Origin of the sequence: Bradyrhizobium sp. LCT2 (genome assembly GCF_009931255.1) — a bacterium.
Classification (GTDB): domain Bacteria; phylum Pseudomonadota; class Alphaproteobacteria; order Rhizobiales; family Xanthobacteraceae; genus Bradyrhizobium; species Bradyrhizobium diazoefficiens.
Window position 1 is genome coordinate 249,280 of sequence record NZ_CP034432.1, and the last position, 25,589, is coordinate 274,868.

Below are 25,589 nucleotides of genomic sequence, written 5' to 3' on the forward strand. Positions count from 1 at the left end.
GAAACAAAGTTCTTCAAATGACTGACCTCGCCGTCCAGATCCCCGAGACCAGCCGCCGCCTCGACGCCATCGACCGCAAGATCCTGATGGTACTCCAGGAGGATGCCTCCCTGTCCGTCGCCGAGATCGGCGATCGTGTCGGCCTGTCCTCGACCCCCTGCTGGAAACGCATCCAGCGGCTGGAGGCCGACGGGGTGATCCTGAAACGGGTCGCCCTCGTCGACCAGAACAAGATCGGGCTCGGCATCTCCGTGTTCGTCTCGGTCGAGAGCTCCGATCATTCCGACGCCTGGCTCAAGAAGTTCGCCGAGGCCGTCAGCGCCATGCCCGAGGTGATGGAGTTTTACCGGATGGCCGGCGACGTCGACTACATGCTGCGCGTCGTGGTCGCGGACATGCAGGCCTATGACGTGTTCTACAAGAAGCTGATCAGCGCCGTGCCGCTGAAGAACGTCACCTCGCGCTTCGCGATGGAGAAGATCAAGTCGGTCACCGCGCTGCCGATTCCGGCGGTGGTGGCGGCTTAGAGCTCACCACACGAAAAGTGTCATCGCCCGGCTTGACCGGGCGATCCAGTACTCCGAGACGCCTGCGATTGAACCGAGAGGCCGCGGCGTACTGGATGCCCCGCCTGCGCGGGGCATGACGCAGTGCATGTGGTGATACCGGCCCCTCTCAAATCGTCTGATTGTACGCGCCGACTTCGGGATGCGTGCGCAGCACGCTGTTCACCATCTCGAACATGTCGTGCATGCGCTGCTCGGAGACCGGGCTCTCGACCACGACCACGAGCTCGGGCTTGTTGGAGGAGGCGCGCATCAGGCCCCAGCTGCCGTCTTCCACCGTGACGCGCACGCCGTTGACGGTGACGAGATCGCGGATCGCCTGGCCGCCGATCTTGGCACCCTTGGCCTGCAAGCCTTCGAAATGCTTCACCACGGCGTCGATGACGCCGTATTTGACCTCGTCGGCGCAATGCGGCGACATGGTCGGCGACGACCAGGTTTTTGGCAGCGCGTTCTTCAGGTCGGCCATCGACTTGCCGGGGGCGCGGTCGAGCATATCGCAGATCGCAATCGCCGAGACGAGGCCGTCGTCATAGCCGCGTCCATACGGCTTGTTGAAGAAGAAGTGGCCCGACTTCTCGAAGCCGGCGAGCGCACCCGTCTCGTGGGTGCGGCGCTTCATGTAGGAATGGCCGGTCTTCCAATAGGTGGTCTTGGCGCCCTGCTTCTGCAACACCGGATCGGTGATGAAGAGGCCGGTCGATTTCACGTCGACGATGAACTGCGCGTCCTTGTGGATCGCCGACATGTCGCGCGCCAGCATCACGCCGACCTTGTCGGCGAAGATTTCCTCGCCGGTGTTGTCGACGACGCCGCAGCGGTCGCCGTCACCGTCGAAGCCGAGGCCGACATCGGCCTTGTGCTGCAGCACCGCGTCGCGGATCGCGTGCAGCATCTCCATGTCTTCAGGATTCGGATTGTATTTCGGGAACGTGTGGTCGAGCTCGGTGTCGAGCGGGATCACCTCGCAGCCGATCGCCTCCAGCACCTGCGGCGCGAATGCGCCCGCGGTGCCGTTGCCGCAGGCCGCGACGACCTTGAGCTTGCGCGTCAGTTTTGGACGGCTGGTGAGATCGGCGATGTAGCGCGCCGGATAATTCTCGTGGAATTGATAGGAGCCGCCGACCTTGTTCTTGAAATCGGCGTTGAGCACGATCTCCTTGAGCCGCGTCATCTCGTCCGGGCCGAAGGTCAGCGGGCGGTTGGCGCCCATCTTCACGCCGGTCCAGCCATTGTCGTTGTGCGAGGCCGTGACCATCGCGCAGCAGGGCACGTCGAGATCGAACTGCGCGAAATAGGCCATCGGCGTCACCGCGAGCCCGATGTCGTGCACCTTGCACCCCGCCGCCATCAGGCCGGAGATCAGCGCATATTTGATCGAGGCCGAATAGCCGCGGAAGTCATGGCCGGTGACGATCTCCTGCTTGACGCCGAGTTCCGCGATCAGTGCGCCCAGCCCCATGCCGAGCGCCTGGATCCCCATCAGGTTGATTTCCTTCTGGAACAGCCAGCGCGCGTCGTATTCGCGAAAACCCGTAGGTTTCACCATCGGCTCGGATTCGAAGGCGTAGGTGTTGGGCAACAAGACGGATTTCGGCTTGGGAAACATTGAGACGGTCTCGTGAAAAGGGGGGGCAGGATTTGATGCAGCCTTAGCGAATGCCAGGCCGCAGCGGAAGGCGGGAATGGCAGCTTGTGGCTTATAATTGCGGCAGTTTAGCAACGGGGGAAATCTGACCGCGAGAGCGGTCGAAACAACGACGCTTTTTGAAATATACGTTCGCAGGAGCCTTTGGGAGGCTCTTACTGCTCCAGCACCATCTGCCCGTTGGCGTACTCAAAACGCTTCAGCCGGGACAGGAAGGAGAGGCCGAGCAGGTTTTCCGACAGCGCCTCGTCCGGCAACACCATGGCGTCGACGTCGCGCACGACGAGGCCGCCGACCTCCAGCATGGCGATGCGGGTGCGCGCGGCCTTGATGGTGCCGTTGGCGGTGGAGACGGTGGCGTTGTACTCGCCGCGCGAGGGACGCAGGCCGAAGCGGGCGGCCGAGGTCTCGTTCAGCGCAACGACGGAGGCGCCGGTATCGACCATGAAGCCGATGCGCTGGCCCTCGATCCGGCCCTCGGTCTGGAAATGGCCACGGCCGTCGCGGCCAATGGCGAGGCTGCGGCCACCGACCGGCGCCGTGGTTGCGACCGCGACCGTCGGGCGCGGCGCTGACGTGGCGGAAGCGGAGCTCATCCTGTCCGCCATCTGCGCCATGAAGGTGCCGAGGCCGATCATGATGGCCGCGAGGATCAATATGTTACGCATCACACCACTTCCGAGCCGGAAAGCTCGATTTCACCACGCGACACGACCGTCCGCGAGCGACGCCGCGGCCGGGCCAGTGCCATTTTGACGAAAAGGATGAGCGGACGGTTAATACGGGTTCGTGATTTCTCAGGTGCCGCGCGGTTTGACCCGCCGGGTCGGCAATGCATTCGCCGGATCTTCCGGCCAGGGATGGCGCGGGTAGCGGCCGCGCAGGTCGGAGCGTACCGCGGCGTAGCTGCCGCGCCAGAAACCGGGGAGATCGCGCGTCACCTGCACCGGGCGCTGCGCCGGCGACAGCAATTCCAGCACCAGCGGCACCTTGCCGGCCGCGATCGACGGATGGGTGTTGAGGCCAAACAACTCCTGGAGCCGCACTGCGATGGTCGGCCCCTGCTCGGCCTCGTAGTCGATCGCGAGCACGGTCCCGGTCGGCGCCTCGAAATGCGTCGGCGCCTCGCGGTCGAGCCGTGCGCGCATCTCCCACGGCAACAGCGCCATCAGCGCATCGGAGAGATCGCCGGCGGAGATATCCTTGAGCGCTATCTTGTCGTAGAGCGCGGGCACCAGCCAGTCGTCGCGCCGCGCGATCAGCCCGTCGTCGGACAGGTCAGGCCAGCTGTCGCCTTCGGCCTTGCGCAGGAACATCACGCGGTCGCGCCATTGCTTGGCCGCCTTCGACCAGGGCAACCGGTCGAGGCCCGCGGCGATCAGACCATCCGCGAAGATGCGCGCGGTCTCCTCCGACGGCGACACAGCCAGCGTAGCTTCAGAGAGCGTGATCGCATGCAGCGCGCGCTTGCGCCGTGCACGCAGCGCCATCGCGCCGCGATCGAACGAGATCTCGTCAACGGTCTCGATATGCTCGGCGAAATGCCGCTCGATGTCGTCCTCGGTGATTTGCGCGGCGAGCAGGATGCGGCCGCTCGCCGCCGTGCCCGTCATTTCGCCGATCGCGATATAGGGCGCGCGGGCGAGCGACGAGGTCTGCTCGACGGCGGCGCCGCGACCGTTGGCGAGCACGAAACTGCCGTTGCCGCGATTGCGCGCGACGCGGTCCGGGAAGGCGTAGGCGAGCATCAGGCCGGTCGAGAGATCTTCCTGCGGCCCCTCCTTCTCTGACGCCGCGACCTGCGAGGCCCAGCGCCGGGCAAGGTCGCGCGCACTCGATGCGCGCGCCGAGCGGTCGCGGCGGAACTGGTCGCGCCGGTGCTCGAGATCGGCGCTGTCGCCGCCGAGCCCGCGCTCGGTGAGGATCGCCGCGATCTCGGCGGCGTCTTCGCCCGCGCCGGCGCGATGCGAATCCACGATCATGCGCGCCAGCCGCGGCGGCAATGCCAGCGCGCGCAGGCTCTTGCCTTCCGCGGTGATGCGGCCGTCGCCATCCAGCGCATTGAGCTCGCTGAGAAGGCTCTTGGCTTCCTTCCAGGCCGGCTGCGGCGGCGGGTCGAGGAACGACAGCGCCGCCGGATCGGCCACGCCCCATTGCGCTAGGTCGAGCACGAGCGAGGACAGATCGGCGCTGAGGATTTCGGGCTGGGTGTAGGGCGCGAGCGACGCCGTCTGCGGCTCGTCCCAGAGCCGGTAACAAACACCCGGCTCGGTGCGGCCGGCGCGGCCGCGGCGCTGGTCAACCGCGGCGCGCGAAGCGCGCACGGTCTCGAGCCGGGTCAGGCCGATATCAGGCTCGTAGCGCGGCACGCGGGCAAGACCCGAATCGACCACAATGCGCACGCCTTCGATGGTGAGCGAGGTCTCCGCGATAGAGGTCGCCAGCACCACCTTGCGCGTGCCCTTCGGCGCCGGCGCAATGGCGCGATCCTGCACGGCGGCATCGAGCGCGCCGAACAGCGGCACGATCTCGATACTGGCGTCCTGGACGCGCTCGCCGAGAAAATTCTGGGTGCGGCGGATTTCAGCGGCACCGGGCAGGAACGCCAGCACCGAACCGCCATCGGCGCGCAACGCCGAGGCGATCGCATCCGCCATCTGCCGCTCGATCGGCGCGTCCGCCTTGCGGCCGAGATAGCGCGTCTCGACCGGAAAGGCGCGGCCCTCGCTTTCGACGACGGGCGCCTCACCGAGCAGCTTTGCGACGCGGGCGCCGTCGAGCGTTGCCGACATCACGAGAATGCGCAGATCCTCGCGCAGGCCGGTTTGCGCGTCACGCGCCAGCGCAAGGCCCATGTCAGCGTCGAGCGAGCGTTCGTGGAATTCGTCGAACAGGACGGCGGCAACGCCGGAGAGCCCGGGATCGTCCATGATCTGACGGGTGAAGATGCCTTCGGTCACGACCTCGATGCGCGTCGCGCGCGATATCTTCGAGCCGAAACGGACGCGGTAGCCGACGGTCTCACCTGCCCGCTCGCCGAGCGATTTGGCCATGCGATCGGCGCTGGCGCGCGCCGCGATGCGCCGCGGCTCCAGCACGATGATCTTCTTGCCCTTGGCCCAGGGCGCATCGAGCAGCGCCAGAGGCACGCGCGTGGTCTTGCCGGCGCCGGGCGGGGCCACCAGCACGGCCGCATTGTGTGCCTCGAGCGTGCGCGACAAATCGTCGAGCACGGCATCGATCGGGAGGGGCGTGTCGAAGCTGCGGGGCAAAGGTCTCGGTCCGTCATCACCCGCGAAGGCGGGTGATCCAGTAAACTCAGGTCCCAATCATCACGAAGATCGGGGTTACTGGATACCCCGCCTTCGCGGGGTATGACAATCGTGTGTCGCTATCAGCCCTGCGCCGACGGACGGCCGACGCTCTCGTAGGTGAAGCCGGCGGCGTGCATGTCTTCGGGGCTGTAGATGTTGCGGAGGTCGACGACGACGGGCTGCGCCATGACGCTCTTCAGCCGGTCGAGATCGAGGCCGCGGAACTGCACCCATTCGGTGACGACAACCAGCGCATCGGCGCCTTGCGCACAGGAATAGGCGTCCTCGCAATAGGTGATGCTGGGCAGCTCACTCTTGGCCTGCTCCATGCCGACGGGATCGAAGGCCTTCACCTTGGCGCCCATGTCGATCAGGCCGGTCACCAGCGGGATCGACGGCGCATCGCGCATATCGTCGGTGTCGGGCTTGAAGGTGAGGCCGAGTACGGCGATGGTCTTGCCGCGCAGCGAGCCGCCAAGCGCCTGGCTGACCTTGCGCGCCATCGCGCGCTTGCGGTTCTCGTTGACGGCCAGCACGGATTCGACGATGCGCAAGGACACGTCGTAGTCCTGCGCGATCTTGATCAGCGCCTTGGTGTCCTTCGGGAAGCACGAGCCGCCGAAGCCGGGACCTGCATGCAGGAACTTGGTGCCGATGCGGTTGTCCAGGCCAATGCCGCGCGCGACCTCCTGCACGTTGGCCCCGACCTTTTCGGAGAGATCGGCGATCTCGTTGATGAAGGTGATCTTGGTCGCGAGGAACGCGTTGGCAGCGTATTTGATCATCTCGGCGGTGCGGCGCGCCGTGAACATCAGCGGCGCCTGGTTCAGCGACAGCGGGCGATAGATGTCGCCCATCACCTTGCGGGCGCGCTCGTCTGAGGTGCCGACCACGACGCGGTCCGGGAACTTGAAGTCGCGGATCGCCGCGCCCTCGCGCAGGAATTCGGGGTTGGAGGCGACGACGACGTCGGCGTTGGGATTGGTTTCGCGGATGATGCGCTCGACCTCGTCGCCGGTGCCGACCGGCACGGTCGACTTGGTCACCACGACGGTGAAGCCCGACAGCGACTGCGCGATCTCTTTCGCGGCGGCGTAGACGTAGGACAGATCGGCGTGCCCGTCACCGCGGCGCGACGGCGTGCCGACCGCGATGAAGACGGCATCGGCGTCCGCGACCGGCTTCGACAGGTCGGTGGTGAAGTCGAGCCGCTTGGCCTTGACGTTGGTCGCGACCAGCTCGTCGAGGCCGGGCTCGTAGATCGGGATCTCGCCGCGATGGAGCGCCGCGATCTTCTTCTCGTCCTTGTCGACGCAGGTGACGTCGTGACCGAAATCCGCAAAGCAGGCCCCGGACACCAGTCCCACATAGCCCGTTCCGATCATCGCGATTCGCATGAGAAACCCTGTCTTGGCTTGGTTAACGAAACCCCAATGCGGGGCGGTTTAGCATTTTCCCGATGGAAGGGAACAGTCTGCGAGCAAAAACCGGCACGCGAATTGAACCGGTAAAGAAGTCGTAAGCCGCAAGGCCCCACACTGCATCACGCCCGCACAGAGCCGGGTGGAACACGCCTCGAAACGGGACACCATGGCACCATCAGGCACAATCCCTGGGAACGGGAGCGTTAACGCCCCTTCTGCCGCACGTGTCGACTGGGTCGACTATGCCAAGGGCATCTGCATCGTCATGGTCGTGATGATGCATTCGGTGCTGGGGGTCGAGCTCGCCGCGGGCGAGACCGGTTTCATGCATGTCGCCGTGGCCTTCGCAAAGCCGTTCCGGATGCCGGATTTCTTCCTGATTTCGGGCCTGTTCCTGTCATTGGTGATCGATCGCGACTGGCGAACCTATCTCGACCGCAAGGTGGTGCATTTCGCCTATTTCTATGTCGTCTGGGTGACAATCCAGTTCGGCTTCAAGGCGCCCGCCTTCGCGGCGGAGACGAGCTGGCGCGAGGTCGGCCTCTTGTACCTCGAATCCTTCATCGAGCCGTTCGGCACGCTCTGGTTCATCTACCTGCTGCCGGTCTTCTTCGTCGTCACAAAACTGACACGGCGCGTCCCGCCGCTCGCGATCTGGCTGATCGCCGCGGCGCTGGAGACGGCGCGCATCGCGACCGGCTGGACCGCGATCGACGAGTTCTGCGCGCGCTTCGTCTATTTCTATTCGGGCTATCTGTTCGCGCCTTACGTGTTCGCGCTGTCGGATCGCGCGCGCAGCCAGCCTGGGCCTGCACTCGCAGCGCTCGCGACCTGGGCGCTGATCAATGCCGGCCTTGTCGCGTATGGGGCCAGCGAATGGAAGGTCGTCTCGCTCCTGCTCGGCTTTGCAGGCGCCTGCGCCATCATCACGATGGGCACGCTGCTCGCGCGCGCGCAGTGGCTGAACTTCTTCCGCTTCTGCGGTGAGCACTCGATCGTGATCTATCTCGCCTTCTTCCTGCCGATGGCGGCAACGCGCACGCTGCTGCTGCGCACCGGCGTCATTCCTGATATCGGCACGGTGTCGCTGATCGTCACCATCGCCGGCGTGCTTGGATCGCTCGCGATCTGGCAGGCCGCCCTGCGGCTCGGTGCCCATTTCCTGTTTGAGCGCCCCGATGCGTTCTGGACCGCGCCGAAGAAGGCGGGCGTGCGGTTGCAGGCGGCGGAGTAACTGCACTCTCGGTGTCGTCGCCCGGCTCGACCGGGCGACCCAGTACGCCGAGACGCCAGTGATTGAGCCGAGAAGCCGCGGCGTACTGGATTCCGAGCCTTCGCGGGGAATGACAGTGGGGATGCGAGGAATGACAGCGGGGGATAGTCGCGCCGTCAGCCCAAAAATCCCCCTCCAAAGGCTGTCAAAGCCCGCAAAAATTCATACATTGCGGCCATGCCCAAGACATCCCCGAAGACCACCGCCAAAGCTGACACCAAGGCTGCCGCGCCCAAGACGGCCGCCGACAGCAAATCCGCTGCCACAACTGCTGCCAAACCGGTGGCGGCGAAGGCGGCCGGCAAGGGCGACCATGTCTTCCTGGTCGACGGTTCCTCCTACATCTTCCGCGCCTATCACGCGCTGCCGCCGCTGAACCGCAAATCCGACGGTCTTCAGGTCAATGCCGTGCTCGGCTTCTGCAACATGCTGTGGAAGCTTTTGCGCGACATGCCCGCCGACAACCGGCCGACGCATCTGGCCATCGTGTTCGACAAGTCGGAGGTCACCTTCCGCAACAAGATCTACCCCGAGTACAAGGCGCACCGGCCGCCGGCGCCTGACGATCTGATCCCACAATTCGCGCTGATCCGCGAGGCCGTGCGCGCCTTCGACCTGCCCTGCCTGGAACAAGGCGGCTTCGAGGCCGACGATCTGATCGCGACCTATGCGCGGGAGGCCAGCGACCGCGGCGCCACCACGACCATCGTGTCCTCCGACAAGGATCTGATGCAGCTCGTGAACGACAGGATCACGATGTACGACACCATGAAGGATCGCCGGATCGGCATTCCCGAGGTGATCGAGAAATTTGGCGTTCCACCGGAGAAGGTGGTCGAGGTGCAGGCGCTCGCCGGCGATTCCACCGACAACGTGCCGGGCGTCCCCGGCATCGGCATCAAGACCGCGGCGCAGCTGATCGTCGAATATGGCGACCTCGAGCAGCTCCTGTTCCGCGCGACCGAAATCAAGCAGCCGAAGCGGCGCGAGGCGCTGATCGAGAATGCCGAAAAGGCGCGGATCTCGCGCAAGCTGGTGCTGCTCGACGACAAGGTCGAGCTGGAGGTGCCGCTCGACGACCTCGCCGTCCACGAGCCCGACGCGCGCAAGCTGATCGCCTTCCTGAAGGCGATGGAGTTCTCCACGCTGACGCGCCGCGTCGCCGACTATTCGCAGATCGATCCCGCCAATGTCGATGCCGATGTGGCGAACAGCAGCGAGGCCCGCGGCGGCGACAGCGCGGCCAGGACGACCTCGTCCGCGACGTCCGGCGATCTCTTCGCCGCTCCTGCGGTTACGGCAACGGGCGGCGACAAAGGCGGCAAGTCGGCCAGCATCAAGGGCGCGCCGATCTCGCTCGCCGCCGCGCGCGAAGAGGCGCTGCGCAAGCTTCCGGTCGACCGCGGCAAGTACCAGGCGATCAAGACGCTCGCCGAATTGAACGCCTTCATCGCGCGCATTCACGATGCCGGCCATGTCGCGATCGAGATCAGGGCGAACTCGATCGATCCGATGCAGGCCGATCTCTGTGGCGTCGCGCTGGCGCTCGCGCCGAACGATGCGTGTTACGTGCCGCTGGCGCACAAGCAGTCCGGCGGCGGCGCCGGCCTGTTCGATGCCGGCCTCGCGCCCGATCAGGTCAAGCATGCCGACGCGATCGACGCGTTGCGGCCGGTGCTGGAATCATCGGGCATCCTCAAGATCGGCTTCGACGTCAAATTCACCGCCGTCATGCTGGCGCAGCACGGCATCACCTTGCGCAACACCGACGACGCCCAGCTGATCTCTTATGTGCTCGACGCCGGCCGCGGCTCGCACGGGCTGGAATCGCTCGCCGAGCGCTGGTTCGGCCACGCCATGCTGAAGGAGGGCGAGCTGCTCGGCAGCGGCAAGGGCAAGATCACGTTCGACCAGGTGCCGATCGACAAGGCCGCGCCGCTGTCAGCGGAAGGCGCCGACATGGCCTTGCGGGTCTGGCGCGTGCTGAAGCCGCGCCTCGTCGCCGAGCACATGACGACGGTCTATGAGACATTGGAGCGGCCGCTGGTCGCGGTGCTCGCGCGCATGGAGCGGCGCGGCATCTCGATCGATCGCCAGGTGCTGTCTCGTCTCTCCGGCGACTTCGCCCAGACCGCGGCCCGCGTCGAAGCCGAGATCCAGGAGATCGCGGGCGAGCCGGTCAATGTCGGCAGCCCCAAGCAGATCGGCGACATCCTGTTCGGCAAGATGAGCCTGCCGGGCGGTACCAAGACCAAGACCGGCGCATGGTCCACCACCGCGCAGGTGCTCGACGAGCTCGCCGAGCAGGGCCACGACCTTCCGAAGAAAATTCTGGAGTGGCGCCAGGTCTCAAAGCTGAAATCGACCTACACCGACGCGCTGCCTGAATACGTCAATCCGCAGACCCATCGCGTGCACACGACTTACGCGCTGGCCGCGACCACGACGGGCCGGCTGTCGTCGAACGAGCCGAACTTGCAGAACATCCCGGTGCGCACCGAGGACGGCCGCAAGATTCGCCGCGCTTTCATCGCGACGCCCGGGCACAAGCTCGTCTCCGCCGACTATTCGCAGATCGAATTGCGGCTGCTGGCCGAGATCGCCGACATCCCCGTGCTGAAGCAGGCGTTCCGCGACGGTCTCGACATTCACGCCATGACCGCCTCCGAAATGTTCGGCGTTCCGATCAAGGGCATGCCGAGCGAAATCCGCCGCCGGGCCAAAGCGATCAATTTCGGCATCATCTACGGCATCTCGGCGTTCGGCCTCGCCAACCAGCTCGGCATCGCGCGCGAGGAGGCGTCGGCCTACATCAAGAAGTATTTCGAGCGCTTCCCCGGCATCCGCGCCTATATGGACGAGACGCGGGACTTCTGCCGGAGCCACGGCTATGTCACGACGCTGTTCGGCCGCAAGTGCCATTACCCCGACATCAAGGCGTCCAACGCCTCGGTGCGCGCCTTCAACGAGCGCGCCGCGATCAACGCGCGTCTTCAGGGCACCGCAGCCGACATCATCCGCCGTGCCATGACGCGGGTGGAGGACGCACTCGCCGAGAAGAAACTCTCGGCGCAGATGCTGCTCCAGGTGCATGACGAATTGATCTTCGAGGTGCCGGACGCCGAGGTCGAGGCGACGCTGCCGGTCGTGCAGCACGTCATGCAGGACGCGCCGTTCCCGGCCGTGCTGCTGTCCGTGCCGCTGCACGTGGATGCGCGTGCCGCGAAGAATTGGGACGAGGCGCATTGACGGCTCTTCGCCTCGGCTCACTTGCGCTTCGCTGACGCCACAAACACGGTGTCGTCCCGGCGAAGGCCGGGACCCATAACCACAGGATCGAGTTGGGCGAAGATTGCCCACTACGATCCCGCACCACACTTCTCCCTGGGGGTATGGGTCCCGGCCTTCGCCGGGACGACGCCAGAGAGACACGCACTGAATCGAATTGTCCTCCGAGCAATTGCGCGATGGCTCCGCCGCCTCGCGCATATTAGAACCACCGCATCTCCTGCACCGGTTCACCCATGCCCCACACTTCCGCGCTGCTCGGCTTCGCCCTCGTCTGCCTCGGCCTCGTGCTCACGCCGGGACCGAACATGATCTACCTGATCTCGCGCTCGATCACGCAGGGGCCGGCGGCGGGCATCGTCTCGCTCGGCGGCGTGGCGCTCGGCTTCGTGTTCTACATGCTGTGCGCGGCGTTCGGCATCACGGCGCTGCTGCTCGCCGTTCCCTTTGCCTATGACGCGCTGCGCTTTGCCGGTGCCGGCTATCTGCTGTGGCTGGCCTGGCAGGCGGTGAAGCCGGGCGGGCGCTCGCCGTTCCAGGTGAAGCAGCTTGCGATCGACAGTCCGCGCAAATTGTTCGCGATGGGCTTCGTCACCAATCTGCTCAACCCGAAGATCGCGATGCTGTATCTGGCGCTGCTGCCGCAGTTCATCGATCCCGCAGCCGGCAGCGTGCTGACGCAGTCGGTGGTGCTGGGCGCGATCCAGATCGCGATCAGCGTCAGCGTCAACGCGATGATCGCGCTCGCGGCAGGTTCGATCGCGCTGTTCCTGGCGAACCGGCCGAGCTGGATGCTGGTGCAGCGCTGGCTGATGGGCACGGTGCTGGCCGGGCTTGCGGTCAGGATGGCGGTGGAAGCGCGGAAGGTGTGATTGGCTTTCTTCCTTCTCCCCTTGTGGGAGAAGGTGGCGCGAAGCGCCGGATGAGGGGTTGCTTCCCCGAGCACAGATGCGGATGAGTTCGTGGAGACAGACCCCTCGCCCGTCTCGCCGCTACGCGGCGAGCCACCCTCCCCCACAAGGGGGGAGGGAAAAAGGCCCAATCAATCCAGCTTCGCGTCCATGCCCCGCTTCACCGCAGGCCGCGCCATCAGGGCCTCGTACCAGCGCTTGACGTTGGGGAAGTCGGCCAGCTCAACCTTGTGGCGTGGATGGCGCCAGGCCCAGCCCAGGATGGCAAAATCGGCAACCGAGAGGTCGCCGGCGACGAAGTCGCGGTCCGCCAGCCGGCGGTCGAGCACGGCGTAGAGCCGGCGGGTTTCGGCCATGAAGCGCTTCAGGCCGTAGGCGCGGTCCTGCTCGTTCTCGAGCGCGATGAAATGATGCACCTGGCCGGGCATCGGGCCGAAGCCGCCCATCTGCCACATCAGCCATTCGTAGACCGGAATACGACCCGCGAGCGATTTCGGCAGGAATTTGCCGGTCTTTTCGCCCAGGTAGAGCAGGATCGCACCGGATTCGAAGATGCTGACGGGCTTGCCGTCCGGTCCCTCGGGGTCGACGATCGCAGGGATCTTGTTGTTGGGGGAGAGCTTCAGGAACTCCGGGGCCATCTGCTCGCCCTTGGTGATGTTCACCGGGATCACCTTGTAGGGCAGCCCCATTTCCTCCAGCGCAACCGAGATCTTGCGGCCGTTCGGCGTGTTCCAGGTGTGCAGCTCGATGGTCATGCGTCGTTTCCTTCCCCAAAAGGCATGAGCCCTCACCTACTCCAGAAGGTTGCGACCCCACAACCGGCGGTCCGGGATGGCCGATCGTCGGCCGATCCCTGTTGACTGGACCTGTCCCCTCTGGAATGTCGCGGCCGTCGCGGATAAATTCCGCCACTTCCAAAAACGCTCCCGAGGGACCGCCGTGTCGAAATCAGCCTCCCGCGCCCGCCTGTTCGAAATCATCCGCCGGCGCTCCTTCGGCCGCGGCGAGGTGACGCTCGCGTCGGGCCGCAAGAGCGATTTCTACTTCAACCTCAAACCGACCATGCTCGACCCGGAGGGCGCGACGCTGCTCGCCGAGCTGACCTATGAGGCGCTGAAGGACGACAATCTCGATTTCATCGGCGGGCTCGAGATGGGCGCGGTGCCGCTCGCCGGCGCGCTGGCGCAGATCTCCTGGATCAAGGGCCACCCGATCGCGGCGTTCTTCGTGCGCAAGAAGCCGAAGGAGCACGGCGCCAAGCTCGCGATCGAAGGCCTGCCCAGGGGCGAGACGCTCCAGGGCAAGCGCGTCGTCATCGTCGAGGACGTCACCACGACAGGTGGCTCGGCGATGAAGGCGGTGGAATCCGTGCGTGAGACCGGCGCCGAGGTGGTGCTGGTGCTGACCATGGTCGACCGCGAGGAAGGCGCCACCGACACGTTCGGGGCGGCCGGCCTGCCGTTCCGCTCGCTCTACAAGGCGTCGGAATTCTTGAAGGCGTGACGACTCTTCCCCCTCGCCCCGTTCTTACGGGGCCGCGACGAGCTTCGCTCGCGCTGACGGTTGGGGTGAGGGGCCACCCTCCACGGGTGAGATGGCCGCGAGACCTGTCCCCCCTCACCCGGATCGCAAGGGCGATCCGACCTCTCCCCGCAAGCGGGGAGAGGTGACCTCAACCGCTCATTTACCATCCCGCCTTATGGTGAATCCTGTGCTGAGACCTCGCGGGTCGCGGCCGGTTCAGTAGCGTCGGGTGGAGTAAGCGTTGCGTACAGTCATGTCCCATGCGCGCCGGCGGCGTCGCGCGATGCTTGTGGCCGCCACCCTGGCAGCCCCGCTGCTTGCAGCTCCCGCCCCGGTTTCGGCCGAAGGCCTGTTCGACTTCTTCTTCGGCGGCATGCAGCAGCAGCGGCCGCAGCGCGAGGTGCCGCAGCAGGCGAGCTCCTACGCCGATCCCTTCACCGGCCAGCAGAATCCCGCAACCCCGCAATATGTGCCACCGACACGCTCAGCGGCCGCCGGCGGCTCGGGCCCGGCGTTCTGCATGCGTAGCTGCGATGGCAAATATTTCCCGCTGATGCGCGGCCTCGCCTCGCCGGCGCAGATGTGTCAGGCGTTCTGTCCTGCCAGCGCGACAAAGATTTATTTCGGCTCCTCGATCGACGGCGCCGCGTCGCAGACCGGCGAGCGCTACGCCGACAGCGAGAACGCGTTCGCCTATCGCAAGGCGCTGCGCGCGGACTGCACCTGCAACGGCCGCGAGCCGGTCGGCCTTGCCCCGGTCGATCTCGCGCTGGATTCTTCGCTGAAGGCCGGCGACGTGATCGCCACCTCCGACGGCCTCGTCGCCTATACCGGCATCCGCGTTGGCAACGAGCAGACCGCCGACTTCACCCCGGTCGCCTCCTATCCCGGCCTCACCGCACAGGTCCGCGCGCGCCTCGGCGAGATGAAGGTGGCCCCGGTGCGCGCAGAGACGGTGGCAGCAGATGCGCCGGCAGCGGAGATCGTGCGCGAGACGCTGCCTGATGTGACGGTGCCGAAGACGCAGGCGAAGCCGGCGAAGCGGGCAGGACTGGATTAGGACCCAACTGTAACCAAGCCGTCGTTGCGAGGAGCACTTGCGACGAAGCAATCCAGAATCCCTCCGCGGACAGATTCTGGATTGCTTCGCTACGCTCGCAATGACGGAGGATGGTGAGTCACCTCCCGATAATCACCCCGATCACATTCGGCGCCGCCAGATATTTCTCCTCGATCGCCGCCCGCGCGGCGGCGCGGTTCTCCTGGGTCAGCAGGCCGCGCTTTTCGGCCAGGATCATCCAGCAGAAACCCCACCAGTCGGTCAGCATGCCCTGATCGCCAACGAGGTCATAGCCCTGCTCGGCCGCGAAGATGCGCGCATGCGCTTCGTCCAGCGTGTCGAGAAACAGGTGGTCCTCGACCGAGAACAGGTCGTCGCTGATGTCGTCGATGGTGTAGCCCCAGATCGACTGGCACACCGCGTTGAACTCGCGGTCGAGCTGGTCGTCATCGATCCTCTGGCGCCGCGCCGCCTGATGCAGCCGCGACAGCGAGCGCGCGAAATCGGCGATCCGGGTGAGGGCAAACTGGTCGAAGGCAATGGTGGACATGTAGTCCTCGCAAAGTCGGACAGACGCTAGATATTGTGTCGGCAACGCGCCGAATCACAATGATATATCAAAGGCTTGCTAAATTGTTCTTAATTTGTTCTGATGCTGAAGGATTGGTTGTTGAGATCGTCGTCCTGGCGAAAGCCAGGACCCATTACCCCGGTCAGCGTTGCCTTTGCGAGCTTGAGCCATGAGCGCAGGCAGCTACTACGTCTACATCCTCGCAAGCCGCCATCACGGGACGATCTATATCGGCGTGACCAACGACATCCGCACGCGGCTTGAACAACATCGCTCCGGCCGCGGCTCCAAGTTCGTGCAGAAGTACAATATCTTCCGTCTCGTTCACGTCGAAGCGTTCGCGACGCCGCGGGAAGCCATCGCGCGCGAGAAGCAGCTCAAGTTCTGGAAACGGGACTGGAAGATCAAGCTGATCGAACAAGAAAATCCCGACTGGAATGACCGCTCGGGCCTTCTCTGACAGTCGGGGTAATGGGTCCTGGCTTTCGCCAGGACGACGTTGTGGTGAAAGCTGGCGCGAAGGCGACACCGAAATCTTCGCCGGGACGACGATGGGGAAGCAGTTTCCGCTTCCCTCCCCTCCCCCTCAATTCACCGCCGACACCAACTTGTCCCCGCACGCATTCGCATAAAACTTGCCGCCGCATTGGCGCTTGATGGCGGCGCAGCGTTGTGCGGGAGACGCATTCTGTGGAACGCTGAAGCCGCAGCTCAGGCCATCAGTGCTACGGCCCTTGCCGGCGGCGAAGGCGGCGCTCGAGGTGGCGATGCAGATGACGAGGAGCGCTGCAGCAGCGATTTCAATCAGCAGTCTCATGGGGCGTCTCCTCCACACTGATGGCTGAATTGGCCGCCATTCTAGCACCAAATCCACGTTCTCCGTGCTCGTCCGGGTTCCCAAATCGGCCCGTTCCTTGCATAAATTTGCGCCAGCGCAGTGCACGGCCGCACCGGCGATAGTTCCGGTGCAGAGGCAAGACGCGTAGGGTTAGTGGTGTTTCTGTCGACCAGGAAGTGACGGCCTTGCAAGATCAATCGTTCCAGCCAAACTTTCCCGCCCCCGACCAGCCCATCGACGAGCTCGCGCTGGCCGAGATCAAGGGCGCGATCCTGGCGAAGCTGCGTCTTGCCATCGGCAAGGACGCCGGCATGGCGACCAGGCACGACTGGTACCAGGCCGCGGCGCTCGCGCTGCGCGACCGCATCGTGCATCGCTGGCTCACGGCCGAGAAGCACAGCTACGACGCGGGGCGCAAGCGCGTCTATTATCTCTCGCTCGAATTCCTGATCGGCCGCCTCTTCACCGATGCGCTCAACAATATGGGGCTGCTCAAGATCTTCGAGGTCGCGCTCGGCGATCTCGGCGTCTCCCTGCCCGAACTGCGCAAATGCGAGCCGGATGCCGCGCTCGGCAATGGCGGTCTCGGGCGGCTTGCCGCCTGCTTCATGGAGAGCATGGCAACGCTCTCGATCCCGGCGATCGGCTACGGCATCCGCTACGATTACGGCCTGTTCCGCCAGATCATCAACCAGGGCTGGCAGCAGGAATATCCGGACGAGTGGCTCGGCTTCGGCAACCCCTGGGAATTGCAGCGGCCGGAAGTGATCTACAACATTCATTTCGGCGGCGGCGTCGAGCATGTCGACGACAAGGGCCGCGACCGCGCGATCTGGCATCCGGGCGAGACCGTGCAGGCGATCGCCTACGACACGCCGATCGTCGGCTGGCGCGGCCAGCACGTCAACGCGCTCCGCCTGTGGTCGGCACGCTCGCCCGATCCGTTGAAGCTCGACGCCTTCAACAAGGGCGACTATGTCAGCGCCAGCGCCGAGCAGTCGCGCGCCGAAGCGATCTGCAAATTCCTCTATCCGAACGACGAGAGCCCGGCGGGCCGCGAGCTGCGCCTGCGCCAGGAATATTTCTTCGTCTCCGCCTCGCTCCAGGACCTGGTCAAGCGGCATCTGTCGTCCGACGGCCAGCTTCGCAGCCTGTCGTCGAAGGTCGCGGTGCAGCTCAACGACACCCATCCGAGCCTCGCCGTCACCGAGCTGATGCGGATCCTCGTCGACCTGCACAATTTCCGCTGGGACGAGGCATGGAAGATCACGGTCGCGACGCTGTCCTACACCAACCACACGCTGCTGCCCGAGGCGCTCGAGACCTGGCCGGTCGAGCTGTTCGAACGCCTGTTGCCGCGGCATCTGGAGATCATCTACCGCATCAACGTCCAGCATCTGGCGCTCGCCGAGGCGCGCGCGCCCGGCGACATCGACTTCCGCGCCTCGGTCTCGCTGATCGACGAGAAGAGCGGCCGCCGCGTGCGCATGGGCCAGCTTGCCTTCGTCGGCTCGCACCGCATCAACGGCGTCTCGGCGATGCATTCGGACCTGATGCGCGAGACCGTATTCCACGATCTCAACCATCTCTATCCCGGCCGCATCACCAACAAGACCAACGGCATCACCTTCCGCCGCTGGCTGATGCTGGCAAACCCGAAGCTGACCGACCTGTTGCGCGAGACCTGCGGCGACGCCGTGCTCGACGATCCGACGCAGCTCTCACTGATCGAGGCGCGCGCCAGCGACGTCGAATTCCAGAAGAAATTCCGCGCCGTCAAGCATCACAACAAGACGGCCCTGGCGCGGCTGATCGGCGAGCGGCTCGGCATCAAGGTCGACCCGGGCGCGCTGTTCGACGTGCAGATCAAGCGCATCCACGAATACAAGCGCCAGCTGCTCAACGTCATCGAGACGGTCGCGCTGTACCAGTCGATCAAGGACGATCCCAACGGCAACTGGGTGCCGCGGGTGAAGATCTTCGCCGGCAAGGCGGCGGCGAGCTACAAATACGCCAAGCTGATCATCAAGCTGATCAACGACGTCGCCGAGGTCGTCAACAACGACTCCACGATCGGCGGCAAGCTGAAGGTCGTCTTCCTGCCCGACTACAATGTCAGCCTCGCGGAGGTGATCATCCCCGCGGCCGACCTGTCCGAGCAGATCTCAACCGCCGGCATGGAAGCTTCCGGCACCGGCAACATGAAGCTGGCGCTCAACGGCGCCATCACCATTGGCACGCTCGACGGCGCCAATATCGAGATCCGCGACCATGTCGGGAACGAGAACATCGCGATCTTCGGCATGGAGGCCGGCGACGTCATGATCCGGCGCAAGCAGGGACTGGATGCCTCCGACGTGATCCGCAATTCGCCAAAGCTCCAGCGCGCCATCAACGCGGTCGGCGCCGGCGAGTTCTCGCCCGGCGACCCGGGCCGCTTCGAATCCATCGCGCATGCGCTGCGCTATCTCGACCATTACATGGTCAGCGCCGATTTCGATTCCTACTACGAGGCGCAGCGCGCGGTCGATGCGCGCTGGCAGGTGGCGCCGGCCTGGACCCGCGCTTCGATCCTCAATGTCGCGCGCATGGCGTGGTTCTCCTCCGACCGCACCATCCGCGAATATGCCGAGGAGATCTGGAACGTGCCGGTCAATCCGACCACGCCGCTGCTGCCGGACCTGCGCGACGCCGCAGGCTGATTTTCCGCAGTGTGAAATCGGCGTTACCTGCGAGGTTATTGCACAGCCAGGCAATGGCTGTGGTATGACGACCGTCATTCCGGAGCGGCTCGCAGAGCCGAACCCGGAATCTCGAGATTCCGGGTTCGATGCTTCGCATCGCCCGGAATGACAGACGGAAACACCCATGCACGCCAAGCTCCCGCACCCGTTCGACGACGCCACCCGCATCACCGCCGGTGACAGCAGCTGGCAGGGACACACCAGCGACGATTACTGGGCCTTTGTCGGTCCGTTCGGCGGCGCCACCGCCGCGACCATCTTGCGCGCGTTGATCGAGCATCCGCAGCGCGCCGGCGACCCGCTGGCGCTCACCGTCAATTACTGCGCGCCGATCGCCAAGGGCCCGTTTGACCTGGATGTGCGGCTGGTAAAGGCCAACCGCTCCAGCCAGCACTGGAGCGTCGAACTGTCGCAGGGCGGCGGCGAGGTCGCGACGCTCGCAACCGCGGTGTTCGCCGAGCGGCGGCCGTCCTGGGAGCACAGGGTGGCGACGGTCCCGGACGCAAAGCTGTTCGAAGAGACGCTGCCGTTCCCGAAAATCTCGGCGTCCTGGGCCAACCAATACGAATTCCGCTTCGTCGAGGGCGAGATGCGGATCGGCCCGCCGCAGGCCGAGCTTGCCAGCACCTATTCGAAAATCTGGATCAGCGACCGTACCCCGCGCAGGCTCGACATGCTGTCGCTGATGTCGATGTCGGACGCCTTCTTCGGCCGCATCTTCCACGCGCGGCGCGAGCTGGTGCCGTTCGGCACGGTGTCGCTGACGACCTATTTTCACACCGACAGCGAGGAGCTCGCAGCCGAGGACATCACGCGCGTGCTGGCGACGGCCGATTCGAAGATCATGCACAAGAGCTACGCCGACCAGAACGCCGAGCTGTGGTCGCCGAACGGAAGGCTGCTCGCGACGACGACGCAGATCGCGTATTTCAAGGCTTGAGCTGCCTCCACGTCATTGCGAGGAGCGTAGCGACGAAGCAATCCAGACTGTCTCCGCGGAGGGATTTCTGGATTGCTTCGCTGCGCTCGCAATGACGGTGGAGATATCTCGCCACAAACAAAAAGGGCGGCCTCGCGGCCGCCCTTTTGCATTCTCAAATGATGCGACCTTACTCCGCCGCGAGCTTCACGTCCGGCGCGGCTGCGCGCACTTCGGCGTCGACCTGGGCTTCGAACTTGGCAAAGTTCTTCTGGAACATGCCGACCAGCGCGCGCGCGGTCTTGTCGAACTCGTCCTTGTCCTTCCAGGTGTTGACCGGGTTGAGGATTTCGCTCGGCACGCCCGGCAGCGCGGTCGGGACCGCGAAGCCGAAATACTTGTCGGTGCGGAATTCGACGTTGCGAAGCGAACCGTCGAGCGCCGCGGTGAGCAGCGCGCGCGTCACCTTGATCGGCATGCGCGAGCCCGTGCCATACTTGCCGCCGGTCCAGCCGGTGTTGACCAGCCAGCAGTCGACATTGTGCTGGGCGATCAGGTCGCGCAGCATGTTGCCGTAGACGGATGGATCGAGCGGCAGGAAGGGCGAGCCGAAGCAGGTCGAGAACTCCGGCTGCGGCTCGTTGCCGAGACCGCGCTCGGTGCCCGCGACCTTGGCGGTGTAGCCGGAGAGGAAGTGATACATCGCCTGCGCCGGCGACAGCTTTGCGATCGGCGGCAGCACGCCGAAGGCGTCGGCGGCGAGCATCACCACGTTCTTCGGCTGCGGCGCGCGGCCGGTGCGCGAAGCGTTCGGGATGAAGTCGAGCGGATAGGCCGAGCGGGTGTTCTCGGTCTTGGAGCCGTCGTCGAAGTCCACCACGCGGGTGTCCTCGTCGAGCACGCAGTTCTCGAGCACCGCGCCGAAGCGCGTGCTTGCGGCATAAATCTGCGGCTCGGCTTCCTGCGAAAGCTTGATGCACTTGGCGTAGCAGCCACCTTCGAAATTGAAGACGCCGTTCGGGCCCCAGCCGTGCTCGTCGTCACCGATCAGGGTGCGGTTCGGGTCGGCCGACAGCGTGGTCTTGCCGGTGCCGGAGAGGCCGAAGAAGATCGCGGCATCGTCCTTGGCGCCGACATTGGCCGAGCAGTGCATCGGCATCACGCCGCGCTCGGGCAGATAGTAGTTCAGCGTGGTGAAGACCGACTTCTTCATCTCGCCGGCGTAGTAGGAGCCGCCGATCAGCACGATCTTGCGGGCGAAGTCGATCGCGACGACGTTCTCCGACTTGCAGCCGTGGCGCTTCGGATCGGCGCGGAAGCTCGGCATGTCGATGATGGTGAGCTCGGGCGTGAAGGTCGACAGCTCGATCGCCTCGGGGCGGATCAGCAGCGTGCGGATGAACAGCGAATGCCAGGCGAGCTCGGTGAACACGCGGGTCTTGATCCGGTAGGCCGGATCGGCGCCGCCGTAGAGGTCCTGCGCGAACAGGCTCTTGCCTTCGGCGTGCTTGAGGAAGTCCTGATAGAGCGTCTCGAACTGCTCCGCGGTGATCGACTGGTTGCCGGCCCACCACATCTTCTTGTCGGTGGTGGCGTCACGCACCGTGAACTTGTCCTTGGGGCTGCGGCCCGTGAACTCGCCGGTGTCGGCGCACAGCGCACCGTCGGCAGACAGCACCGCCTCGCCCGCGGAGAGCGAGTATTGATAGAGTTGCGGCGCGCCGAGGTTCCAGTGAACCTGTTTGAGATTCTTTAAGCCGAATTTGTCGGCGCCGAAGGCACCGTTGCGCACGCCCGTCTCTTGCACGAAAAAATCCTCCTAGAACCCGCGACACATAGCGCGACCAAGCTTTGGCGCCATCGCAGTCACCATGAATAATAGGCCATCCGGCCTAGGTTGGGCGACCTAATACTGATGAACGCTGGCGTTGCCAAGCCGATCCCGCAGGATTTGGTTTATTCAAGGACCGCGCCAAACGTCGCGCATGTCTGCTCTGAGCAGGTGCATCAAAAAATCACGAATGATCGCGCAACCAAATGCGCGTTTCGACGTTATCGGGGGTTATTGCGACGCACAATTCCCTGGCGGTCTATCGTACGTCTCCCTCGCCGATCAGTGCGAACGGTCCCCACATCGCAGGATAGGCGTTGCGCGGCGACGAGGCGTCGTCGAGATACGTCAACATGGCGCGGCGCAACGCTTGGGCACGACCGATTCCTGGTTCGTTTTTGAGCAGAGCGAATGTCGACGTGGTCAAGCGGGTGGCAGCTTCCGAATCCACTGCCCAATGCGAGACCAGGAGCGCGCGGGCACCGGCATAGAAGAACGAGCGCGCCAATCCCGACAGGGCCTCTGCGCCGGGCTTGTCGCCCGCGATAGTGTTGCAGGCCGACAGCACAACCCAATCCGCGTTGAGCTTGAGCTGGGCGACTTCGCTCGCGGTGAGAAGACCGTCGTCGAGCTCGGAGGGCTGATCGGGAATGGAGAGCGCGAGCGAAGGCTCGCCCAGTCCCTTGACGTCGCCCGCAACGAGGCCGTGGGTGGCAAAGTAGATGATGCTGTATTGAGCAAGCGCTGCACGCTTGAGCGTCGTTTCGCTGGCGTCGCGGCCGAGATGGATATCGACATCGTCTGCGCCGACATCCCTGGCCACCGCGTTCAGTTCGTCGGCAGTGTCAGGCAGCTGCGGCAGCGCTTGCGCAAGCCACGCACGATCGACGCCGGCGCCGCGCCAGAAGTCGGTATAGGCAATCGTCGCGATGCTGCGCGCGGCGACCTTGCCGCTTGCGGCGCGACGATCGGCCGGCCCTTCGGCTGCAGGGTTGAACACGGGATCGCCAAAGCCGGTCATTGGCTTGACGCCTTGATCCTTGCGCGCAAAGGCCCGCAGCGATTTCAGGCTGATCACCGACGGCAGCACCGAGACGGCCTGACGCCGCAACAGCCAGGCGGCGTTGCGATAGCCTTCGAGCTTGTCCGGGATCGCAGCTTGCGGCTTCTCGGTGACGAGCAGATGAAACGGCAGTGCGGTCAGTGCGGCCGAGGGCACCACCAGCAGGCTGCGCTTGTCTTTCGTCAGCGCTTCGACCGGGCCGAGCAGCGCGACATAGAGCTCATTGGCGAGCGCGAGGTCGAACAGGCCGGATTTGCCGGACGCATCGTGTGCCTTGCCGACGTCGAGCCCTTTGCGGAACGCCGACACTTTCTGCGCCAGCGCGTCCGCGCCAAGCGGAATCTCCTTCCAGTCGACGCCCTCGCGCGTGATCGCGATGACGTAGCCCTGCTTGTCCACGACGGAATAGATCGTCATCGCCTCGTCGGCCGACAGCAACGGCTGGATGTCCTTCACGCCGAGCGGCAGCGGATTGGACAGCGAGGCATAGTCGGGAAACTCGACGGCGAGCGTCTTCTGCAAGCCGGCGCGCTCGCTCGCGATCGCCGCGATTCGCGCGCGGCTGCGCTGCTCGGCCGCGACGTCGCGTTGCGCGGCTTGCTTGGACACCGCCGTGATGATCGCCTTGTCGAGCGCCTCGGCCTCGGCCGCGAGATCCTGCTCCTTGCGCACGAGCTCGGCGAGCCGGTCGCTGCCGGCCGCAAGCCGCACCGCGAGCTTATTCACGGCGGATGCGGCGGACGATTGCGTGCCGCGCTGGATCGCGGCCAGCGCTTCGTCGAGGGCCTTGTCGTCGGAGAGGAGATGCTGCTGCCGCGCGGAAAACAGGATCGGCAGCACCACACGCAGCTGTGCGCGGCCGCTGCGAAGCGTCCTTTCCGCCAGCGGCAAGGCATCGGCAGTGCGCCCGGAAACATAAAGGAAATAGGCGAGATTGCTGGTCGAGGTCACGACGTCAGGATGATCCGGCCCAAGCGCGCGCTCGCGGATCGCAAGGGCGCGCCGGTAGAGCGGCTCGGCATCGGCATAACGCTGCTGGTGCTCGTAGAGCCCGGCGAGATTGTTCAGCGAACGCGCGACGTCGGGATGATCCGGACCCAGCACCTTTTCGCGGATCGCGAGCGAGCGCTTGATCGGCGCCTCGGCATCCGCATCGCGGTTGAGGTCGCGATCGACCTGACCGATGTTGTTCAGAACCGTGGCGACCGCGGGATGCTCGGGCCCGGCGGCCTTCTGATAGATCGCGAGCGCCCGCTGGAACAGCGGCTCGGCGTCCGCAAAATGCTCCTGCTTCACGTAGAGCGTGGCGAGATTGTTGAGGGCCTGGCCGACATCGGGATGCTCGCGCGACAGCGCCTTTTCGCGAATGGCCAGCGCACGCTTGAACAGCGGCTCGGCTTCAGTGAAGCGGCCCTGCCGCTGATACAGCGCGGCGAGATTGTTCAGCTCGGGCGCGATCAATGCGGTGTCGAGGCCGAGCGACTTTTCCATCAGCGCGATCGCGCGCTTGTAGATCGGCTCGGCGAGGTCGTCGCGGCCCTGGCCGGCATAGACCTGGCCGAGATTGTTGAGCGCGGCGGAGAGTTCGCGGCCGTCGTTGCCCTTCTCCAGGCTCGCCACCATGGCCTGCGCCAGGGGCAGCGCCTCCGCATATTTGCCGGCCTGGTTGAGCGCGTTGATCCGCGCGCCCTGTGCGGCGAGATCGGCCTTCTGGGCAAGACCGGGGGTGGCAAGCGACGTGGTGATCGCGAGCGCCAGACCCGCGGCCAGCGCCAAACGACGATGCGTCATGAACCCTCTCGCTGCCAATCCCGAACCGCTCACGGTGTTGGGTCGCCGCGATCGGCAACGGCGTTCAATTCTGGCGCGGCTCGTCCGTCTTCGCGCGCGCTTCGCCGGCGAGGCGGACCAGCATCTTGCGCAGCGCCGTGCCGCTGGTCACCCGCTCCGGGAAGTCCAGCCGCAGCGCGGTCTGGCCGTCCTGCATGTCGAGGCCCTCAGGGTCACAGCCGGTGCAGCGCCAGTCGCCGGCGGCGGCGCCGAGCAGCCTGGTCGCGTAAAGGCCCATGGCGTCGCGGTGGTCGGCATTCATGTGCTCCACGGCCCCCTCCTCCGCCGCCATCAGGTCCTCGGCGCCGCTGAGATCGGTCAGGAACTGCTCCGGCTTGAGGTCGACGATCCGGCCGAAGCCGGCCACCAGATGGGTTCCCGTGGGCCGGATCCTGAAGAACGAGAAGTCCTTAAACGAAACAAAGGCTTCCGCCGATGGGTGCGCATTCAGATACCGCCGTTCGAGAAGATCCTTCTCGGCGCCGGCCTGCTCCGCCAGGCCGGACAACATGATCCGGGCGCCTTCTAGCGGATCGCCGGCGGCGCGCTCATCCAGCATCAGGGAGACCCGGCTATCTGCCAGGATGTTCCTGGTGTGCACGGCCAATCCGGAGATCAGCAGGATCGGCGAGCCATCCGGGTGGCTCGCCAGATTGACCAGGGAACAATAGGGATCGCCGCTGCCCACCATCAACGTTGCGAGAGCGCCCTGCCGCGACCGCCTGAGCAGCGACTTGGCGAGCTTTCCTGGGTCGAAATCGGGGGTCGGTTGCATGGGCTTT

Annotated in this window: 19 protein-coding genes; 9 read left to right on the forward strand and 10 right to left on the reverse strand. The window is 65.2% G+C overall.

Annotation, left to right across the window (positions count from 1 at the left end; genetic code table 11):
• Nucleotides 1-17 precede the first annotated feature (17 nt).
• Nucleotides 18-527, forward strand: a complete 510-nt coding sequence (locus tag EI171_RS02025; protein WP_011090847.1) for an Lrp/AsnC family transcriptional regulator — start codon at nt 18-20, stop codon at nt 525-527.
• 148 nt (nt 528-675) lie between these two features.
• Here the strand turns inward: EI171_RS02025 and EI171_RS02030 are convergent, their stop codons facing one another.
• The 4 genes from EI171_RS02030 to EI171_RS02045 all read right to left on the reverse strand — a co-directional run bounded on the left by EI171_RS02030 (nt 676) and on the right by EI171_RS02045 (nt 6,925).
• The gene (locus EI171_RS02030; protein WP_011090848.1) at nt 676-2,175 is read right to left on the reverse strand and encodes a phosphomannomutase/phosphoglucomutase; all 1,500 of its coding nucleotides are present in this window, start codon (nt 2,173-2,175) and stop codon (nt 676-678) included.
• Nucleotides 2,176-2,369: 194 nt separating this feature from the next.
• Nucleotides 2,370-2,882 (reverse strand): TIGR02281 family clan AA aspartic protease, encoded by a 513-nt coding sequence (locus tag EI171_RS02035; protein ID WP_161532437.1) that lies wholly within the window; start codon nt 2,880-2,882, stop codon nt 2,370-2,372.
• A gap of 129 nt (nt 2,883-3,011) precedes the next feature.
• The gene (hrpB, locus tag EI171_RS02040; RefSeq protein WP_161532438.1) at nt 3,012-5,486 is read right to left on the reverse strand and encodes an ATP-dependent helicase HrpB; all 2,475 of its coding nucleotides are present in this window, start codon (nt 5,484-5,486) and stop codon (nt 3,012-3,014) included.
• A 122-nt stretch (nt 5,487-5,608) separates the two neighbouring features.
• Nucleotides 5,609-6,925, reverse strand: a complete 1,317-nt coding sequence (locus EI171_RS02045; protein ID WP_161532439.1) for a UDP-glucose/GDP-mannose dehydrogenase family protein — start codon at nt 6,923-6,925, stop codon at nt 5,609-5,611.
• A gap of 193 nt (nt 6,926-7,118) precedes the next feature.
• Between EI171_RS02045 and EI171_RS02050 the strand changes: the two genes are divergently transcribed.
• The 3 genes from EI171_RS02050 to EI171_RS02060 all read left to right on the forward strand — a co-directional run bounded on the left by EI171_RS02050 (nt 7,119) and on the right by EI171_RS02060 (nt 12,385).
• A complete protein-coding gene (locus tag EI171_RS02050; RefSeq protein ID WP_161532440.1) occupies nt 7,119-8,186 on the forward strand; it encodes an acyltransferase family protein in 1,068 nt (355 codons plus the stop codon).
• 216 nt (nt 8,187-8,402) lie between these two features.
• On the forward strand, nt 8,403-11,474 hold the full coding sequence (polA, locus tag EI171_RS02055) for a DNA polymerase I (protein ID WP_161532441.1): 3,072 nt from the start codon (nt 8,403-8,405) through the stop codon (nt 11,472-11,474).
• 275 nt (nt 11,475-11,749) lie between these two features.
• Nucleotides 11,750-12,385, forward strand: coding sequence for a LysE family translocator (locus tag EI171_RS02060; RefSeq protein ID WP_028176044.1), 636 nt, complete (start codon nt 11,750-11,752; stop codon nt 12,383-12,385).
• A gap of 170 nt (nt 12,386-12,555) precedes the next feature.
• Here the strand turns inward: EI171_RS02060 and EI171_RS02065 are convergent, their stop codons facing one another.
• Nucleotides 12,556-13,182 carry a glutathione S-transferase family protein gene (locus tag EI171_RS02065; RefSeq protein ID WP_011090855.1) on the reverse strand — a complete coding sequence of 209 codons (627 nt, stop codon included), beginning with the start codon at nt 13,180-13,182 and terminating at the stop codon, nt 12,556-12,558.
• Nucleotides 13,183-13,366: 184 nt separating this feature from the next.
• Between EI171_RS02065 and pyrE the strand changes: the two genes are divergently transcribed.
• Together pyrE and EI171_RS02075 are read left to right on the forward strand one after the other, a co-directional pair.
• Nucleotides 13,367-13,930 (forward strand): orotate phosphoribosyltransferase, encoded by a 564-nt coding sequence (pyrE, locus tag EI171_RS02070; protein WP_027547500.1) that lies wholly within the window; start codon nt 13,367-13,369, stop codon nt 13,928-13,930.
• 304 nt (nt 13,931-14,234) lie between these two features.
• The gene (locus EI171_RS02075) at nt 14,235-15,011 is read left to right on the forward strand and encodes a DUF2865 domain-containing protein (protein WP_161532442.1); all 777 of its coding nucleotides are present in this window, start codon (nt 14,235-14,237) and stop codon (nt 15,009-15,011) included.
• A 118-nt stretch (nt 15,012-15,129) separates the two neighbouring features.
• Here EI171_RS02075 and EI171_RS02080 read toward each other — a convergent pair whose 3' ends face one another.
• Nucleotides 15,130-15,561, reverse strand: a complete 432-nt coding sequence (locus EI171_RS02080) for a hypothetical protein (protein WP_011090858.1) — start codon at nt 15,559-15,561, stop codon at nt 15,130-15,132.
• Nucleotides 15,562-15,751: 190 nt separating this feature from the next.
• On the opposite strand from EI171_RS02080, the gene EI171_RS02085 reads away from it, so the two are divergent.
• Complete coding sequence (locus EI171_RS02085) at nt 15,752-16,042, forward strand: GIY-YIG nuclease family protein (RefSeq protein WP_161532443.1); 291 nt, start codon at nt 15,752-15,754, stop codon at nt 16,040-16,042.
• Nucleotides 16,043-16,168: 126 nt separating this feature from the next.
• Here EI171_RS02085 and EI171_RS02090 read toward each other — a convergent pair whose 3' ends face one another.
• The gene (locus tag EI171_RS02090) at nt 16,169-16,399 is read right to left on the reverse strand and encodes a hypothetical protein (RefSeq protein ID WP_161532444.1); all 231 of its coding nucleotides are present in this window, start codon (nt 16,397-16,399) and stop codon (nt 16,169-16,171) included.
• A gap of 206 nt (nt 16,400-16,605) precedes the next feature.
• Here EI171_RS02090 and EI171_RS02095 point away from each other — a divergent pair, with 206 nt between their 5' ends.
• Together EI171_RS02095 and EI171_RS02100 are read left to right on the forward strand one after the other, a co-directional pair.
• Nucleotides 16,606-19,122, forward strand: coding sequence for a glycogen/starch/alpha-glucan phosphorylase (locus tag EI171_RS02095; protein WP_161532445.1), 2,517 nt, complete (start codon nt 16,606-16,608; stop codon nt 19,120-19,122).
• Between the two features lie 166 nt (nt 19,123-19,288).
• Nucleotides 19,289-20,104 carry an acyl-CoA thioesterase II gene (locus EI171_RS02100; protein ID WP_161532446.1) on the forward strand — a complete coding sequence of 272 codons (816 nt, stop codon included), beginning with the start codon at nt 19,289-19,291 and terminating at the stop codon, nt 20,102-20,104.
• A 169-nt stretch (nt 20,105-20,273) separates the two neighbouring features.
• Here the strand turns inward: EI171_RS02100 and EI171_RS02105 are convergent, their stop codons facing one another.
• The 3 genes from EI171_RS02105 to EI171_RS02115 all read right to left on the reverse strand — a co-directional run bounded on the left by EI171_RS02105 (nt 20,274) and on the right by EI171_RS02115 (nt 25,582).
• A complete protein-coding gene (locus EI171_RS02105) occupies nt 20,274-21,890 on the reverse strand; it encodes a phosphoenolpyruvate carboxykinase (protein WP_011090863.1) in 1,617 nt (538 codons plus the stop codon).
• Nucleotides 21,891-22,173: 283 nt separating this feature from the next.
• Nucleotides 22,174-24,768 carry a tetratricopeptide repeat protein gene (locus EI171_RS02110; protein ID WP_161532447.1) on the reverse strand — a complete coding sequence of 865 codons (2,595 nt, stop codon included), beginning with the start codon at nt 24,766-24,768 and terminating at the stop codon, nt 22,174-22,176.
• A gap of 64 nt (nt 24,769-24,832) precedes the next feature.
• Nucleotides 24,833-25,582: a HugZ family protein gene (locus EI171_RS02115; RefSeq protein WP_161532448.1), complete on the reverse strand. Its 750-nt coding sequence runs from the start codon at nt 25,580-25,582 to the stop codon at nt 24,833-24,835.
• Nucleotides 25,583-25,589 lie beyond the last annotated feature (7 nt).